Here is an 18,040-nt window from a genome sequence, read left to right on the forward strand (position 1 = left end):
CAAAAATAAAAAAGCGAATGATTATCTTCGTTCCGCTTTTTTATTTTGAATTTAAGAAGGTGGTGTGCTGTCTTCTACAAACACGTCGATAATCACCGGTTTCCGGCTAACTTTCGCTTTTGTCAGTGCTTGTCTCAGCTCATCCCGGTTTTTAGCGGCATACCCTTCTCCGCCGCATGCATGAGCAAAGACGGCAAAGTCGATATTTGCTAAATCTACTTGGGTTGATTTGTTGCCTATTTCTTGTTGTTCATGTTCAATCAATTGGAGTTTTTGGTTATTAAAAACGACGAGAATCATCGGTAAGTTGTATTTAACTGCCGTGACGAAGTCTTGCATGCCCATTGAAAAACCGCCATCCCCGAGTAAAGCCACAACTTGCTTGTCGGGAAACGCCAGCTTCCCTGCAATGGCACCTGGAAGGCCGCACCCCATCGTCCCGAGCCACGCCGACACCACGAGTTGTTGATTGTTTAGTTGCAAATAGCGTGCTGCCCACAACGTAATACTGCCAACATCGAGTGAGACGATGGCGTCCTCTTGTAAAATGCGTTGCACCTCCGCTATGACTTGCTGCGGCTGCAATTGCTGAGTTTCTGTATTCATATCCTGTTGCAACGTGTCATGCCACCGTTCACGCTTTTGCTGGTACGCTAAAAGAAAGGCATCTTCTTTTTCCATTAGTCTGGCAGTCAACCAAGTAGCAGTTGGTGCCAGTTCGCCCACTAGTCCAAGCAACACCGGATAATACTTGCCGATTACTTTCGGATCTGTATCAATTTGAATAGCAGCTACATCTGCAGGCAAATAATCTCGGTATGGAAAAGCAGTACCTGCTAGGATCAGTAAGTCTGTTTCTTGCATAGCCTGTTCAGCCGGATCAGTGCCCAACTTCCCCAATTGACCGAGATTATGTGGGTGGTTGTCCGGTATGATGCCTTTCGCTGGAAAAGAAGCAATTAATGGCGCTTTCAGCTTTTCTGCTAATGCCAATACTTCCGCTGTTCCCCCTTTTGCCCCTTTACCAGCCAATATCACGGGTTTTTTCGCAGCATTTAGCAATTTTAATGCGTCTTGTAAGTCTTCTTCAGAAGCTCGTATATTCGGTTTAGAAAAAATAGCGGACGTAAGTGGTTTTTCATGTTTGATTTTTGTGCTAAACAAATCACCTGAAACAATCAATACTGCAGGTCCTTTTTCAGCGTAGGCAGTACGAATCGCTTGATTCAGCATATCCGGTAGTTGTTCTGCGCGCTGAACGTGCCGATTATAAACAGCAACTTCCTCAAACAGAGAATCCATTTTAAGCTCTTGAAACGTATCTGTTCCGACCAACTGACTATCGACCTGTCCAACGATGGCTAGCATGGGTGTTTTGTCTTTTTGCGCATCGTATAGCCCGTTTAACAGATGAACCGCTCCGGGACCTGCAATAGACAAGCAAACGCCGATGTTTCCCGTCAATTTGGAAAGAGCGGCTGCTGCTAATGCACCGGTTTCTTCGTGCCGAACTTGGATAAAACGAATGCTTTCTTCTTTTCGCAATTCTTCCATCAATTCATTGATCGAGTCTCCGGGCATCCCGTAAATGTGATTTACTTTCCACTCTTTCAGCAATTCAGTGACATAACTCCCAGCTGTTTTGTCGAACATGAATATCCCTCGCTCTCTACTGTTGACACAAGCTTATTTGTTCCTTATACCTCGCGTTAGGAAATGGTAAACAAAAAAGACGCTTTAAATTGCGAGTAGCAACAAAAGAGTCTTCCAATTAACACCCAAGATATTTGAATACTCATTTTATTTATGAAAATAAAAAACAAGAGCGAGATTAACTTTCCTCTGCTCTTGTTTCTCATTATTGTTTGACTTGCTGTCGATGCCCAGTTAAAAAGAAAAAGGCAATCGTTCCGAGTACAGACGTTCCAAATAAAATAGCGCCCATTGGAACCGCAGAGGTTTCATTGATTCCGACGAGCGGTGACACAAGCGACCCAATAACTAAAGGCAACATGCCCACAACGGCACTTGCACTCCCTGCTCGGTGTCCTTGTCCTTTCATCGCCAGCGTAAACGAACTCGTAAAGATCATGCCAATCGCAATCATGTAAATAAAAATGGAAATCACAAGTGTTGCGAGTGGCCCTTGGATGAGTGTCATCATCAGCAGCACAAACGTAGCACTCACGGCGACCACGACAGCTCCTTGCAACAAACGGTGCTCAGAAACACTGCCACCAAACTTTCCGATAATGAAACTGCCCAGAATCATAGCAATGCCGTTAATGCCAAACAACACACTAAACGTTTGAGGCGACACACCGTAAATTTCTTGGTAGACAAAAGGCGTCCCGGCAACATAGGCAAAGCTTCCCCCGTGAATTAGTCCGACCACAAGCGCGTAGCCAATAAAGGGACGTTCCTTAAACAAACTGGCCATTGTCCGAACCGAATGACCGATGGAACTTGGCACGCGTTGTTCAGGCGGCAAAGTTTCCGGTAAGCGCAAAATCACCACAATCACCATGATTACACCTAGTAAACCAAGGAAATAAAATATTGTTTCCCAGCCAGCAAACGGCAACGCCAAAATGGCACCCCCTGCAATAGGAGCAGCCATAGGAGCAACTGCATTAATCACCATCAATAACGCAAAAAACTTGGTCATTTCTCGTCCTGTGAACACATCGCTCACGACCGCTCTCGACAACACAACACCACCCGATGCAGTAAATCCTTGAACAAAACGAGCCGCAACCAATGTTTCAATGTTCGGAGCAAGGGCACAGAGCACGGAGGCGAGTGCAAACAAAATGACGGAAACAATGAGTGGCTTTCGTCTCCCTACCGCGTCACTAAAAGGCCCAACGACGATTTGCCCAGCCGCGAGTCCAATTAAACACGCAGTCAAACTAAGTTGAACTAACGACACGTGCGCGTCTAGTTCATCTGCAATCGCTGGAAACGCCGGTAAGTACATATCAATGTTCAATGGCGCTAATATGCCGAGCATACTTAAAATCAATGCCAGCCCGAGCCGTTTTCTTCCTGTTGGGTTTTGCATCATCTTTTGAAAACCCCTTTCACTTCTCTCTATATCCTTCATTACTATACAGCATTTTTTCACAAGATGGCAGTAGCTACGTAGAAGATACTTGCTGTTTCCATCTATTTTTTTCTAAAATTCAAAGACCGCAGTTCAACTGGAACTGCGGTCTTTGTGTATTGATTGCACTTTTGTTCAGCCACTTGAGTAGTTCTTTAGTTGCTATGTTGTGAATTTAATAGTATATCCTTAAGTAGATAACTACATTTATAATAAAAACCCATACTTTCTTTTTCATTTAGTTTATATCCCCTAAATACACAACATTTTTCTGATTCTCTGCAAACTGCTGGATCGGTAACCGAATCCCTTTCGGATATATACGGTACTCCTGTAATTTAGCAATTGCTATCCACTCACTACCGATTTGATGAGAATCAGGATTAGACGGCACAATCATTTCTACCGGTTGAGCATCGATTGTACAAACAAAATAAAATTCAATTTGGTGAACGTCTCAATCATGCGCATGTTCATGGTTTTTTCCTACGTATTCGCGTATATGTAACAGTTCTCCCACTGTAACTTGGTACCCTATTTCTTCTAAGCATTCTCGTTTAATGGTTTGGACTAGTACTTCTCCGTGCTCTTGTCCCCCACCAGGAAACAAATAAAAGATGCCTTCTGCGTCTCTATTTTTCGTCAGTAGCACGTGACCTTCTTTTTGTATCACGGCTTTGGCTGAATTTCGTATATGCATGTTACAAGCTCCTCCGTTTTGAAATACTTATTATCAAAATTCATTTTCTTCTTTAAACTAAATTTGAAGATTTCTTGACGAAACAGGGTCGAAAGCCGCCACGTTTCATCACCAAACTTAAACAAAGGATGCAACAGTTCAATGGTCATATGATTGTGAAACAGTTTTAACAAAGTGTTTTTTTCAAGTTCATGTCCGATCGTCATCATGCCGACAGCTTGTGGACCAAATAGCATGATAAACTTCATCATATCCTCCTATCGAGTAGTAAAGAGGTTGTTTAACTAAATCACGCGCCAGCTTGGTCAAATTGCTGGGAGCGATTGGCTTTTTGTTTCTTGGATTCCTGCACAATGATGACCGAGCTGATCACCATAATCATCCCTACGTATTGCCACGTTGATAACGTTTCATTAAAAATAAAGAACCCTACGACTGAAGCGACGACAGGTTCAATCGTTGCAATAATTGAGGCGCGGCTTGACTCGACAAATTGCAGACCTTTTGTGTAGAAAATAAATGGCAACATGGTCGAAAGAAAGCCAAGTCCAATTACCAGTCCAAGTACTTTTAAATCCGTCAAAGTAGAAAGTTTCGAACCTAATCCACTAAAAGGAACAATAGCCACGGTCGCGAAGAGAAACGTGTATACCGTAACGGTTAACGAGTCATATTTTGATAAGGCTGCTTTTCCGAATATGCTGTAGAGGGCATAGAAAAATCCTGATCCTAGTCCAAGAATTAATCCATAAAGTGAAATGGATGTGGTAGAACTAGAAAAGATTCCAATAACAAGCGAGCACCCTATTAACGTAACGAGGAGGGCCGTAAGTTTGCGAGCGGTTAATGCTTCTTTAAAGAAGATTCGCGATAAAATCGTCACGAATGCCGGGGCTGTATACAGCAAAATAAAGGCAATCGAAATGGAAGACTCTTTCATCGAACTAAACAAACACCAATTAAAGAGAACAATACTAATAATACCGGTACCTATGAAATACCTAGAATCCTTCACCTTTATTTTGAACAACTTCCGATTTTTCATCAAAACATAAGGAACCATAAAGATGGATGCCGTTAACACACGCACAGCGACAACTTCTAGTGGCGTAAACCCTACTTCATAAAGGTAAGTGACAAAAACCCCGATAACGCCCCATAGTGAAGCACCGATTGCAATAAGTAGCCACGCTGATTTATTTTCCACCCTATCCCTCCTACCTATAATCCATTTATCCTACCACAGGACTTGTTACCTCATCAAAAACATATTTGGATGAAAGTACATTTTATTTGTTCTAGTCAGATACCTTTTTAGCATTAAATAGTTCCGACTAGAAGGTATCGTGGCTTTAACCATCAATTTCTCCATATAAAAACAGCATCTCCATTGTAGTTGTGTCTACCAATGGAGGTGCTGTTTTTTAATAATAAATAGCTCAGAAATACCCTAAACGCTTGAGCTCTTCGTAAACAATCCAAGAATATTTTTTTCTTCCTTCACTATTCAAATGGTCGGAATCGATAAAATACGCTTTGTTGTCTGTGAAACGTTCGTCGTTCATATAATTTAAAAAAGGGACATTTGTTTCAAGCGTGTTTAAATACTGAAAAACAAGTCGATTCATGATTTCTTCATCGAAATGTTCTTGGTACGTCTTGTGTACGGGCTCCATAGTTAGAATGACTTCGTAGCCCTGCTCTTGACAATATTCCAATATTTCTTTTAACTGCTCTAGGTTTTGTTCCATGTAATTATGCTCAATTGCTTTTCTATATTGCTCTTCTACGTATTCGGTTTTTCTTTCTGCATAATTTTCGCCATTATTTGCCCAAGATTGATGAGAAGTCCATTTAAGGCCTTTCCATTTGCTTGAGAGCGCAGAAGTAAAATTGTCACTATTTGTGCCTGGAAAATACATATACTTATAATAATCCAACAATCGAAACGATTCAATTTGCTTACGATCTAAAATTTCATAATAACGTCCTTCGTCTACATCCTCGTTCTCACTATTTATGAACGTCATTTGAGAAATGGATACTATGACAACTCCATCCGATTTCAAATACTCACCATACTCTTTCAATAATTTAAAATCGTATTCGAGCGCCTGACCAGGAAGAGCTAAATCCAAATGAGCCAAACCCGTTGGCTTAAAATAATAACCATACATGGAATGAGAGGCACCTAAATTGATGACGTCAACGGGATAAGGATCTTTCTTAAACGTCAGGATATCCTCGTTGATGTTGTAACTCCGAGACTGCTTGACAAAGTTATTGACTGGTATAAACAGCAGTAAAGCCACAATGATGATACTAGTTAACTTAATGAATAAACGGCCCATGGCAAATCCTTTCAATCTTGTCCTCTTTTTACTAAACTGATAGTCTGGCACGCACATGAGTCCGTTTGTTTATGATTAAAACCCACCGTAAACAAATCCTTGACCTGTAGCACCGAACACCAGAACTGATACAACGATTAATACATACACGGCAAAACGAGCAACTGCTGGGCGTTGCGATAGCCAGTTCCACGTTGAGGTATTGTTTCTTTCGATATAATGAAACAGTTGCATAACGATAAAGAAAAAGCTGAAAATCATTAAGTCGAGTAGTGAAAACATCTCAAACGCCCCAATGATTCCAGATGGGCTCCACGAGCTAGGCGATAAGAACTGTTGCGCATGTTCAAATGCGGCGGTAACGGAATCCGATCGGAAGAACACGCGCGAAAAACACACAAGCAAAAAAGTGGTGGTGATTTTCATCCATTTATGCAGCGATGGACTCTGATCCAAATGAATAAACGTCGCCATTTTTCCACGAAAATGTTTTGTGTGATCTCCAAAAGCACGGTAAAACCCATGAATGAGCCCCCATAAAACAAAAGTCCATGCCGCTCCGTGCCAAACGCCACTTATTAAAAACGTAATGATGATAGCTACATAAATTTCGCTTCTTTTCTTTTTCCCTTTACATAAAGGCATAAAGATATAGTCTCTAAGCCATGTCGAAAGCGTAATGTGCCATCTATTCCAGAAATCTCCGATTGACGTGGCAAAATGCGGTTGCTTAAAGTTTTCGGTAAGTCTAATACCATGCATTCGTGCGCAACCAATGGCAATGTCGCTGAGTGCTGAAAAATCAGCGTACAATTGAACCGAGAACAGAATCGTCGCTAGGACAATTTGAGAACCGGTTGGGTCAGGACTATCGTAAACACTCGCTACAATTGGAGCGAGTCGATCCGCAATCAATGTTTTCTTAAAAAATCCCCATGCGATTCGCTTCATTCCGTAGCTTATATTGTCATAGTTTAAGGTTTGTTCAACTTTGAATTGAGGAAGCAATTTCTTAGCACGTTCAATCGGTCCAGCAACCAATTGCGGGAAAAATGCAAAATAGATGGAGAAATAGCCATAATGTCTTTCTGCTTTTTGCTTGCCTCTGGAGATGTCGACAAGGTAACTGACTGCCTGAAAGGTATAAAAAGAAATGGCTAATGGCAGGATAATCTCTTGATACGGTATGGCATAATTCCAATTCATGTATGTTGAAATGGCTCGAATCGAGTCATTTACAAAATTAAAGTATTTAAACCAGCCGAGAAAAAACAGCAATACGCAAATTCCAACTAGCATGGCTCTTTTCTTCTGTTGTTTGGTTTCCTGTTTTTCAATGACGATTCCCGTAAAATAAGTAAACACTGTGCTTATAACTAGTAACAGGACAAAGTAGCCGCTCAACGTAGCGTAAAAACTGTAGCTGGCAGCTAGTAAAAGAATCCATCTCCACTTGTGTGGAATTAAATAATACGTAAAAACGATTCCTGCAAAAAATAACAGAAACTCAATTGATATAAAAGTCATCCAATCACCTGATCAAAAATAAACTTAAGATTTTACACAAAACTAGATAAACAAGTACTTTACCTACACTCAATTTCAACTTTCAGTAGGTAAGTTTTGTCACATCTGATACATCTCCTGTTACGGGTTAAGGTGATCATAAATTATTTAGATGTAAGTAACTCGGAATAAAGGATCTTCCCAAAAGGGGTACGTGGGAATTCCTCAATTCTGATAATCTTAACGCCCCTTAAGTTTAATTTTTCCTTAATTATTTTTTTAATGTGAAGCAGATCTTCTTTTAACGTGTAAACGATCAGTTGGTCATCTGTCCCCGCGCAAACACAGTCATGACCATGCTCAGTTAAAAGTTCTTCCACTTCATCTAAACTGATGCGGCTTCCAGCGACTTTAATGATTCTTTTGATTCGTCCAGTGATGTAAAAATAACCGTCCTGATCAAAGTAAGCCAAATCACCTGTGTGCAGCGACCCATTGTTGTCATCTCTTTTCGATAAATCGACTAATGACTCCGCATACCCTAAAGAAACATTGGGTCCTTTGTATATCAATTCGCCGCTTTCATGAGGCGTTGTAATGTTGTGGCCAGTGTCATCTTGCAGCATCAGTTTTCCGCCGGGAATGGCAATTCCGATACTTCCGGCTTTATCCAGGTTTTTTTCGACAGGTAAATAGCTTATCCGCGCCGTTGCTTCTGTTTGCCCGTACATAGTAAAAAATTGAATCCCTTTTTGACTACACATATTTGCAAATTTGGACAATAGCTCTGGGCTTAATTTGCCGCCTGCTTGCGTTAGTTTTTTCAAACTTGGAAGATCCATCTCTTCGAACTTCAGCCGATCGAGCATCTCATAGACAAAAGGAACGCCTCCAAAAGTTGTGGCTCCCTGCTCTTTGCATACTTCCCAAAACTCTTTTTTCATGATCGATGCATCCGTGACAATTATGGTCGCTCCACTAATGAAGTGACTGTTGATGATCGACAGGCCATAAGAGTAATTCATAGAAAGTGTGGTGATTGGTTTATCTTCTGCCTTAATATCAAGGTACTTCACGATCGATTCAGCGTTTTTGAAGATATTTTCATAACTTAAGCGTACAAACTTGGGGCTGCCAGTACTTCCTGAGGTCGTTAAAAGGAGCGCAAGATGTTCATCAAAATCATGTTGAATAGCTGTCGAACATTTGAATAATGTGTAATCTCCAAACACAAAAGATTGTTCCATTGTGTTTAAGAGGTCTTGGTTTTCACTACTCGCCCAAATGTACGCAGGCTTATAAAGCTCGATTAGTTTTTGCAACCGCTCTACCTGGATAGATGCATCTAACAAGACAGGGACAACATGCCCTCTCATAAAGCCCACGTAACCAAATATAGACTCTTTATTATTTGAAGATAAACAAAAAACAAGCGTTCTTTCACCTACATGACTGCAAATAGCGTCAGCAACCTCTACCATTTCAGCGTAAGAGTATTCTCGCTCTGCATAGATAGCGGTGCGGTTGCCAAACTCCTCAAGCTTTTGGAACCTATTCATTTACAAAGTCTACTCCTAAACGATTCAAAAGCTCTTTTCCTGCCTTATACGAATCGAATTCTGTCATCCATTCAGCATCTATTGAAACTTCAAAAACCTCTTCCATCGTAGAAATCAGAATCATATGTCCAAGTGAATCCCATTCTCTTGTTTCTCCTAATGCTAACTCTTCACTTACCTGGTCTTCTTCCAATTCCAACGCATCCATAAATGCACTTCTATATTTTTCGATATTTTTCATCATTTACACCCTTTCAATATTTACGTCCACTAGCGTCTGCTTTAGCGGAACGATGGCTTTTATAAACTGTTACTCCCTTTAACTCTTCCTAGGAAGTATCTTTCAATAATCTTATTGAAAATGATTCTCATAATCAATTATAAATATATGAAGAGAAAAGTCAATATCGTAACAACAGTTGGTTTTTTTATCTTTATAACTGAATTGTGCGTTTTTAATGTATCGAAATTTGCCTCTAATAACCATGGATTGAGTACTGTAAATCACCCGATTTAGGATGGCGTCAAAAAATAGGAATCTTTCTTGTTAGAATCAGGAAAAAATCCGACCGTTCAGTTATTCTAAGCAGAACAGTAAATGTCACATGCCTTTACATTTTTAACATATAATGAAAGTTAGGAGCGAATTTCACAAAAAAATCATAACCTTATTTTCATCTCTCCTTTTAGATTATTGGAATAATCGTGGGTGCAGTTTATGTGTATAGCGAACATAAAGCAAACGAAATGGCTGCCTTTCATTACGCAAAAGATTTTATCGTAACTAACTATCACGAAAGCAACAACTTGTCTCACGGCGGGATTAGATAGGATGTTGACAGAGGTCATTACTTTGTGATTGTGCAAAATCAGCAACAGAAGAACTACTAGTTAGAAGTGGAATTGAATAATGATGGATATTTAGTTTCTATAGAAGACCATACAAGTGCCGTAATAGATTCTGGACAATAAAACACTTCAATAATAAAGACGGAAAATGGAAGGAGCGAAAGAATAATTGGGATTTTTGTAGGTTTTACTCTTCCGCTCTTCTTTTTCATGATCAAATGCGATATATATGTATGCAAAACACTTTTTTACAACTCGGCATTTATAAAAATGAAGGAGTTTATAGGTGTGGAACTTGGAAAAGACTAGTTGAAGGTGATTCAAGAGAGGTGTCAAAGTGTTAAGGATCTGGGGGATCGAACCATCAATCAATTATCTAAGACGGATATACACTGGAGTTTAAACGAGGCTTCTAATATCGTAGGAATTATCGTCAAGCATGTAAGAGGAAACATGGTATTTAGAATCTTCTAGAAATCGTATCAGGAATTTGAAGATGACATTCTCTCCATACAAAAACTGATCATGGTTTGGGAAAAAGGCTGGACTACATTGTTTACTACATTGAGGAGTTTAGAAAGCCGGGATTCATTAAAAATCACCATTCGTGGCGAAAAACACACGAGATTAGAAGCCATTGAAAGACAACTGGCTCATTGCGCTTACCACGTCGGTCAAATTGTTTATATTGGGAAACAAATAAAAAATGACAATTGGGAAACACTGAGTATTCCAAAGGGGAAATCAGAATCGTATTTACAGTCGGAGTTAAAGAACCATCAATCTTAACGATCGGAGGAGTACTCTATGTTATATATACCACTTACCTTTGCTCTTGTGTTTATCGCTATGTTACTCATTAATTTTATCGTAGGATTTCTTTTGCTCAATATTCGCGACAGAAATTACTGGGTGATATCAACTGTTATTAGTTTGGTGTTCACCTTAATCTTTATAGCCGTTTTATAACCATGATGAATTACAAAAACCGTCTATTCATGAATAGACGGTTTTTAACGTTAATTTACTTTTTTTCCACGACCCCAATATATTTCTCGTAACTGGAACTTCTGCAGTTTACCGGTTGCAGTTTTAGGTAACGCTTCAACAAAGTCTACAGATTTTGGCACTTTGAAACGTGACATGTGTTCACGCGTATAATCCAGAATTTCTTGTTCGGTCGCTTGTACTCCTTGATGTAGCACAACAATAGCTTTTGGCACTTCTCCCCATTTTTCATCCGGCACAGCAATCACAGCCACTTCAGCAATGGCCGGATGCTTATACAAAACACCTTCAATTTCTGTAGAGGAAATGTTTTCGCCACCAGAAATGATCATGTCTTTCATGCGATCTTGAATTTCGATAAAGCCATCTGGATGCGTCACCGCCAAATCGCCTGTGTAAAACCAGCCATCGCGAATTGCTTCTGCTGTTTTTTCAGGATTTTTGTAATAGCCAGCCATCACGACATTGCCCCGCGTGACGATTTCCCCCAGTTCTTTGCCATTCCAAGCCACTTCTTCCCCGTCTTCTTGGTTAACCACTTTGGTCTCTCCGTTAAAAGCGAGTTCTATTCCTTGGCGTGCTTTTATAGATGCTTGATGTTCAGCGTCTAAATCGTTGAACTCATTTTTCCATTCACAGTACAAAATAAACGGAGACGTTTCTGTTAAGCCGTATACATGCATCATATTCAATCCGAGGATACTTTGCGCTTTGGCAATCAATGCCGCTGCAGGTGGAGCGCCCGCAGTTCCCATGCGGATCGTGTGCGTTAACTGCAGTTCTTTTGCTTTAGGTTCATTAACGAGCATATTGACTACAGTAGGCGCCCCGCAAAGTGACGTAATGCCATGACTTTCAAATAATTCTAAAATTAGCGGTGGGTCTACTTTTCGTAAGCACACATGCGTCGCTCCCGCTGCAGTAATGGCCCATACACCGCCCCAACCGTTTGTATGAAACATGGGCAAGGTATGCAAATACACGTCATCAAATTTAATCTCCAAATGATGCAAAAAGTTTGCGGCATTCATGTAATTGGTACGATGCGTTTGCATTACGCCTTTAGGGCTAGAAGTTGTCCCACTCGTATAATTTAACGACAGCATTTGGTTTTCATCTAACTCAACGTAAGGCACTTTCGCATCATCTGCTACATTTCCGATAAAATCTTCGTAATCTTCCCCATTAATGGTTGAATCAAAGCCATCTACAGCGACAACAATGTATTTTTCGATCGGTAGCTCGTCTTGTACCTCTTCAAGCATTTTGCCAAACTCAGCATCGACAATCAGCATTTTTGCGTCACTATGTTTTAAAATATATGTTAAATCTTTTGTCGATAACCGGTAATTGAGTGGCACAATAACCGCTCCGAGTGGCGTAATGCCATAAAAGCATTCAAGCATCGCGTGATTATTCGGCAGCATAACCGCTACATGATCTTTGTTGCCAATCCCCGCATGATGTAACGCGATAGAGAGTCGATCTACTCGTTTGCCAAACTCTTTGTATGTAAACTTCTTATCGCCGTCAATTACCGCAACTTTCTCCGGATAGTATTTGACCGCACGTCGTTTCCAATCAAGTGGTGTTAACGTTGCCAGCATAATAGAACCCCTTTCATGTGAAGATAGCTGAACTGTTATATAGCAAGTATAAATAGCCCCTTGAACTGTGTCAATACAGATTTTGGAATCGTTCGATATTTCAGAGTAATGAAAAACCACAAGCTTTTGATCTGCTTGTGGTTTTTGTAAAAGTACTTTTATTAAATGCCCGTTTTCGCAAATGATTCGATACGTGTTCCAATAGCGTCACGAACCGTTTGGAACACAGCCCACTTTTCTTCTTCTGTTCCTTGTGCTTTTGCTGGGTCTTCAAAGCCCCAATGTTCACGTCGGATATGACTAGGTGTGACCGGACATTTATCCGCTGCATCACCACATAAAGTTACGATAAAATCCGCACGATGGAGTAAATCTTCGTCAATAACATCTGATGTTTGAGTGGAAATATCTATTGCCACTTCTTCCATTGCTTTCACAGCATTCGGATTCAACCCATGCGCTTCAATTCCAGCGCTGTAAACATCCCACTCTGCTGCTAAATGTTGTTTTGCCCAGCCTTCAGCCATTTGGCTTCGGCAAGAATTTCCGGTACATAAAAAGTAAATGGTTTTTTTCACAGTCAGTTCTCCTTTGCGACAAAACATCGCGAATTCATCCAATTTGTGCTTATTTAACAGCAATCTACTGGTTTTTCTTTAGCACGTAAATCTTGAAGGCGCACATCAGTATCTCCGATGTGACTTACTATACTTAGTAGTAAAGAAGCATGAACTGATTCATGATTCATAGAAGAAAATCGCCACTGTCCTCTTCTACTTTCTTTTACCAGTCCTACTTGTTTTAGCTTGCGTAAATGCTGACTAATGGCCGGCTGACTCATACCAAACATCTCAACAAACTGACAGACACAATATTCATTCGTCTCCATCAATTTCATCATCATGAGGCGTGTTGGATCACTGACAGCTTTCAAGCAGGCTGTGACCTCAGCAGCCGTTTGTTTTGCTAACGTCTCCACTAAAACCCACTCCTTTGTAATTAGTGTATTACAATTTCGTTATATAAGTCAAAGCTTATAAACGTGCTCTTCAGATTAACAATGGGTTTCAGACTCCATAGCGATCAACGCAAAGTTTCAGGCAAGCAAAGTGTTAAATTATGAATAATAAAATAACATCCCTCATGTAAATTATGAGTGAATGAATAAAATATGAATGACTAATCATTATATGAATATATATATATATATATATATTCATAATAGGCAACCGGCGAATGAGTGAATAACTTTTGGATAATGTATTTTATTCAAAAAAATTCAACACTCATGCAGACTCGCATATCTTGAATATTATATTACTCCTTCACAAACCACAAGTCTTCATTATTCACAAACAATTCAACCACATCACCAACCGCTATTGTTTCAGCTTGTTGACTTGAGACTGCGCAGTCTACTAAATAATTACCTACTTGTATATTAGCTGAATAAAACCCATGATTAAATCTAAGCCCATCGACCTTCCCAGTAAACTGAATGGCGTCTGAGGCCAAGTGAATGTTTTTTGTTGCAAGTTGCAGTACTTCTGGACGCAGAATCAGAAAACATGGGCCTACTTCCGTACTATTCACAGAGAATTCGATTCCACTATAGGCAATTGAATAAAAACGTCCACCTGAAATTTTGCCTTCAATGATATTTTTTAATCCTAAAAACGAAGCGACTTTTGCGTTTTCAGGACGTTCATACAAGTCCTTGGCTTTGCCAACTTGAAGCAAAGTTCCCTCGCTCATAACACCAATTCGATCGGATAAATAGAAAGCTTCTTCCCGGTCATGCGTCACAAACAACACCGTCACTCGGAATTGTTGCTGAATCTGCAGGAGCAATTCTCTCATTTCTTCTCGCAGGCTCGGATCTAACGCACTAAACGGCTCATCCATTAACAACACGTGAGGATTAGCTACAAGAGCTCTCGCTAATGCCACTCGCTGTTGCTGGCCACCGCTGAGTTCGTTCGGAAAACGACTGCCATAACCTGCTAAGCCGACATGCGCTAACATGTTTCGTGCCTGGTCTAACCGAATCTTTTTACCAACTTTTTGCATTTTTAAACCGAACGCCACATTGTCTTCTACGGTCATATGAGGAAACAACAACGATTGTTGAAACACCATGGCAAACTTTCGTGCTTCTGATGGAACGGTCGTTAAATTGTTATCTCCTATCCAAATCTCCCCGTTATCTGCAGGCAATAACCCCGCTACTAACTTTAACAGCGTCGTCTTGCCACAACCGGAAGGACCCAGTAACGAGAAGAATTCCCCCTCATGGATTGTCAGTTGAATGGGTTGCAGGGAAAAGACCGACTCACTTTTCTGATGACTGTATGTGTAATGCTTTTCGATATTTACAATGTGCAAATCACCCATCGTTACACTCCTTTAAATTTTCCCTGCAGTATTTTTCTTGTTTTGATAATAGCGCTTTAAGGCTAGGTCCATACCGAACAACGTCAAAATGGCGACTCCTGCGAACAGTAAGGAATACGCAGATGCAACAGCTGGGTCACCTCCGCTTATAAACGGAAATAATAGAATGGGCAAGGTTACGACTTGCCCTGAACCGATAATGAACGTGATTAAGTATTGACTTAGTGAAATCAAGATACTCAAGCTCGCCCCTGCTGCAATGCCTGGCAATAAATGAGGAATCACCACAAAAGTAAAGCGAGAAACAGGTCCCGCACCCAGCATTCGCGCTTGATCTTCCCAGTCGGTTGATAAGGTATGATAGCTGATCATAACCGCGCGCACCATGTACGGCAAAGTCGGTGCAATATGCGCTAACACGACGCCGAAAATAGTTTCAGTCAAACCAAGCCGCAAAAACGTCAAATGAATGCCCATCACGGCGACAAAAGGTGGAATCACAATCGGCGCAAGAATAATTGCTTCGAAGAGCCACTTGCCGCGGAGCGGATAACGCACCAATGCATTTGCTGCAGGAACTGCCAACAGAACATTCACAGCTGTGACGATAAACGCAATCACTAGACTAACACCGACCGCTTGCCAAGTACCAGAATTTACATTAACCACATATTCCCACGCGCGAAGATTAACTGATTCTGGCACAATAGCGGGCCACTGCCATCCGAAAGAAACACTCGATAATAGTAAAGGAGCAAAAGGCAGAACGATAAAAATGAACAATAGACTATATGCAATAGGCTTCATTAACGAGCGGGGCTTTTTCATCAATCCCACCCCTTTAAGACATTCCAGCGTTTGCTGAAATAATAGACGACCAGTCCGAGTAAAACGGTTAACACAGCTAACACGATGTTGACGGCAAGCGCTTCTGGTCGATCAGCTAATGTGCCGCTGGTATAAAGTTGATACGAATACACGGGCAACACAGTAGGATATGTAACGCCTATTAAAAATGGTACTTCAAATGCCGAAAAGGTGAAAACAAAGACGATAAACGTTGCAATAGTCCACGCTGGCAAGATAACCGGCAGGACAATTTCACGAATAAAATTCCAGTTGCTTGCTCCAAAAACACGAGCAACGTCGCGCCAAGACCTATGAATACGCGACAGCACTGGATAAATCAGTAATGACACAAAAGGCGCTTCTTTCCATGCATAAGTCAAAATGATGCCCCAGCCAAACGAATCGTTCACCAGCACCGGGAACTCTGTTATGGCATCAATCATGCCAAGATTCGCAAAAATCCTCGAAATAAAGCCACTTTGCATAAACAACAACACGATAATATAACCACCCACGAGATGTGGAATCGTTAACGGCAATTGAAACAGACGGTGCCAAATTTGCGTACCACCAGAATTCGCTGATTTATTCAACATGAATAAAGAAATGGCAATGCCAGCACCTAATATTGCAGCTAAAAGTGAAGACAGCATAGCAACACGTAGCGTCAATTCAAGTGATTCCCAAAACTCAGACGACCGCAGCAACGCAGTATAGGCGGTCAGTGTAAAGCGCGTTTCTCCGATTGCAGGAAAATAGCCGAAGCTTTTCAACAAGCCGTCAAAAAGTCCTCCAAAAAAAAGGAGGACAATGACACTGATGGCTGGCAGCAACAAAAGATAGGGTTTATTCTTTTGCCACATTTTCCATCCATCCTTTTTCGATAATTTCGATATAATCCGCTGACAGTTCTGGAATTTGATGTTCTTCCAACTCATCAAGTGACAATGTTGCCGCACCTAACTCGACATCGTTCATGGCTTGTTGCTGCTCAGCAGACAATTTATCTAAGTCGAGTGCTGTTAAATTGCCCCAGTTTTCAGGAGACAATTTAGCAGTTTGAGCTTCAGGTGACATCATTTCATTGATGGCGACCATAGCCCCTGCTTTTGCAGAAGAATTAAATGGAATGGATAGAAAATGTGTATTAGCAAGCGTGCCTGCATCTAACACGAATGTTCGTGTCGATTCAGGAAAACGCCCCTTCAATACTTCGCTCGCAGCAAGTATCGGATCGTAGCTCATGGTCATCCCGATTTCACCAGTTGCAAACAATTGATCTTGTTTAACTAAACTTTCTGGATACGTTTCGCCTTCACGCCATAAATACGGCTCAAGCGCGTTTAAGTAATCCCACATTGGCTCTAATTGAGTAGCTAAATCATCAATATCGGCAGCAGGTTTTTGGTATTGCTCATATCCGCCAGTCGTTTCGTATAACACGTGACGGACGAATGCACTTCCTGTGAAGTCAGGTAACGCAGGATACGTAAACTGTCCGGGATTAGCTTCTACCCACTGGGCCAGTTCTTCCATCGATTTCGGAGGATTTTCCGACTTATTTTTATCGTGAACAAAAACAAATTGCGCTTTGCCCCACGGTGCTTCTAATCCCTCTACAGGTTCACCAAAATCACTGGCAATATCAGGTGCATTTTGGTCGACATAATCATTAAAATTCGGCAATTGCCCACTAAATTCTTGCCACAACAAATCGTTGTCTTTAGCGGTTTTAAAGTTTTCGCCATTGATCCAAATAATGTCCATACTGCCTGCGGTTTTAGCGGCTGATTTTTCATCAAGCAACTGATTGATGATGTCCTGTGAATCACTCATCGGTACACGATTCAACTCAACATTATGGTCTTCTTTCAAACGAGGAGCGACCCACTCGTCAAGGTAGCGATTGATGTTTTCGCTACCTCCCCACATGTAAATGTTGACTTTTTGTCCAGCGGCCAGTTCCGAAACTTGTTGCCAGTCGTCTACCAGTAAGTTATCCGCGTCTTCTGCATTACTAGTTGGATCTTGTTGAGCACATGCAGCTAAAGACAGAGCGAGTATCCCTGAGGTCACCACTAAGTAGTTCTTCATGATTTTCACTTCCTAAA

The 18,040-nt window shown here is 41.0% G+C and carries 14 protein-coding genes and 3 pseudogenes; 1 reads left to right on the top strand and 16 read right to left on the bottom strand.

The window, feature by feature from the left end; translation table 11 throughout:
• Positions 1 to 51 precede the first annotated feature (51 nt).
• From AUO94_RS00250 to AUO94_RS00290, 9 genes and pseudogenes are all read right to left on the bottom strand, one after another.
• Positions 52 to 1,653, bottom strand: coding sequence for a pyruvate oxidase (locus AUO94_RS00250; RefSeq protein ID WP_058385372.1), 1,602 nt, complete (start codon positions 1,651 to 1,653; stop codon positions 52 to 54).
• A 205-nt stretch (positions 1,654 to 1,858) separates the two neighbouring features.
• A complete protein-coding gene (locus AUO94_RS00255) occupies positions 1,859 to 3,067 on the bottom strand; it encodes a Bcr/CflA family efflux MFS transporter (RefSeq protein ID WP_058385373.1) in 1,209 nt (402 codons plus the stop codon).
• Between the two features lie 277 nt (positions 3,068 to 3,344).
• A pseudogene (locus AUO94_RS00260) lies at positions 3,345 to 3,806 on the bottom strand (NUDIX domain-containing protein).
• 62 nt (positions 3,807 to 3,868) lie between these two features.
• A pseudogene (locus tag AUO94_RS00265) lies at positions 3,869 to 4,054 on the bottom strand (shikimate kinase); the annotation flags it as partial.
• 41 nt (positions 4,055 to 4,095) lie between these two features.
• Complete coding sequence (locus tag AUO94_RS00270; protein WP_058385374.1) at positions 4,096 to 5,013, bottom strand: DMT family transporter; 918 nt, start codon at positions 5,011 to 5,013, stop codon at positions 4,096 to 4,098.
• Positions 5,014 to 5,245: 232 nt separating this feature from the next.
• Positions 5,246 to 6,172, bottom strand: a complete 927-nt coding sequence (locus tag AUO94_RS00275) for a hypothetical protein (RefSeq protein WP_237150152.1) — start codon at positions 6,170 to 6,172, stop codon at positions 5,246 to 5,248.
• A 60-nt stretch (positions 6,173 to 6,232) separates the two neighbouring features.
• Positions 6,233 to 7,684 carry an MBOAT family O-acyltransferase gene (locus tag AUO94_RS00280; RefSeq protein WP_237150153.1) on the bottom strand — a complete coding sequence of 484 codons (1,452 nt, stop codon included), beginning with the start codon at positions 7,682 to 7,684 and terminating at the stop codon, positions 6,233 to 6,235.
• A gap of 143 nt (positions 7,685 to 7,827) precedes the next feature.
• Complete coding sequence (locus tag AUO94_RS00285; RefSeq protein WP_058385375.1) at positions 7,828 to 9,222, bottom strand: AMP-binding protein; 1,395 nt, start codon at positions 9,220 to 9,222, stop codon at positions 7,828 to 7,830.
• Positions 9,215 to 9,466: an acyl carrier protein gene (locus tag AUO94_RS00290; RefSeq protein WP_237150154.1), complete on the bottom strand. Its 252-nt coding sequence runs from the start codon at positions 9,464 to 9,466 to the stop codon at positions 9,215 to 9,217. Before AUO94_RS00290 ends, AUO94_RS00285 begins: the two co-directional genes overlap by 8 nt.
• A gap of 920 nt (positions 9,467 to 10,386) precedes the next feature.
• Here AUO94_RS00290 and AUO94_RS17310 point away from each other — a divergent pair.
• Positions 10,387 to 10,860 (top strand): annotated as a pseudogene (locus AUO94_RS17310) (DUF1572 family protein).
• A gap of 230 nt (positions 10,861 to 11,090) precedes the next feature.
• On the opposite strand, the gene AUO94_RS00300 reads toward AUO94_RS17310, so the two are convergent.
• From AUO94_RS00300 to AUO94_RS00330, 7 genes are all read right to left on the bottom strand, one after another.
• Positions 11,091 to 12,686 carry a long-chain-fatty-acid--CoA ligase gene (locus AUO94_RS00300; protein ID WP_058385377.1) on the bottom strand — a complete coding sequence of 532 codons (1,596 nt, stop codon included), beginning with the start codon at positions 12,684 to 12,686 and terminating at the stop codon, positions 11,091 to 11,093.
• A 161-nt stretch (positions 12,687 to 12,847) separates the two neighbouring features.
• Positions 12,848 to 13,213, bottom strand: a complete 366-nt coding sequence (arsC, locus tag AUO94_RS00305; RefSeq protein ID WP_237150199.1) for an arsenate reductase (thioredoxin) — start codon at positions 13,211 to 13,213, stop codon at positions 12,848 to 12,850.
• A 104-nt stretch (positions 13,214 to 13,317) separates the two neighbouring features.
• On the bottom strand, positions 13,318 to 13,665 hold the full coding sequence (locus tag AUO94_RS00310; protein ID WP_058385378.1) for an ArsR/SmtB family transcription factor: 348 nt from the start codon (positions 13,663 to 13,665) through the stop codon (positions 13,318 to 13,320).
• A gap of 338 nt (positions 13,666 to 14,003) precedes the next feature.
• The gene (locus AUO94_RS00315; RefSeq protein ID WP_058385379.1) at positions 14,004 to 15,080 is read right to left on the bottom strand and encodes an ABC transporter ATP-binding protein; all 1,077 of its coding nucleotides are present in this window, start codon (positions 15,078 to 15,080) and stop codon (positions 14,004 to 14,006) included.
• A gap of 12 nt (positions 15,081 to 15,092) precedes the next feature.
• Positions 15,093 to 15,908 carry an ABC transporter permease gene (locus AUO94_RS00320; RefSeq protein ID WP_058385380.1) on the bottom strand — a complete coding sequence of 272 codons (816 nt, stop codon included), beginning with the start codon at positions 15,906 to 15,908 and terminating at the stop codon, positions 15,093 to 15,095.
• Complete coding sequence (locus tag AUO94_RS00325; RefSeq protein ID WP_058385381.1) at positions 15,908 to 16,792, bottom strand: ABC transporter permease; 885 nt, start codon at positions 16,790 to 16,792, stop codon at positions 15,908 to 15,910. The genes AUO94_RS00320 and AUO94_RS00325 overlap by 1 nt, the downstream gene beginning before the upstream one ends.
• Positions 16,776 to 18,023, bottom strand: a complete 1,248-nt coding sequence (locus AUO94_RS00330) for an ABC transporter substrate-binding protein (RefSeq protein ID WP_058385382.1) — start codon at positions 18,021 to 18,023, stop codon at positions 16,776 to 16,778. Before AUO94_RS00330 ends, AUO94_RS00325 begins: the two co-directional genes overlap by 17 nt.
• Between the last annotated feature and the right edge of the window lie 17 nt (positions 18,024 to 18,040).

Origin of the sequence: Planococcus kocurii (assembly GCF_001465835.2) — a bacterium.
Classification (GTDB): Bacteria; Bacillota; Bacilli; order Bacillales_A; family Planococcaceae; genus Planococcus; species Planococcus kocurii.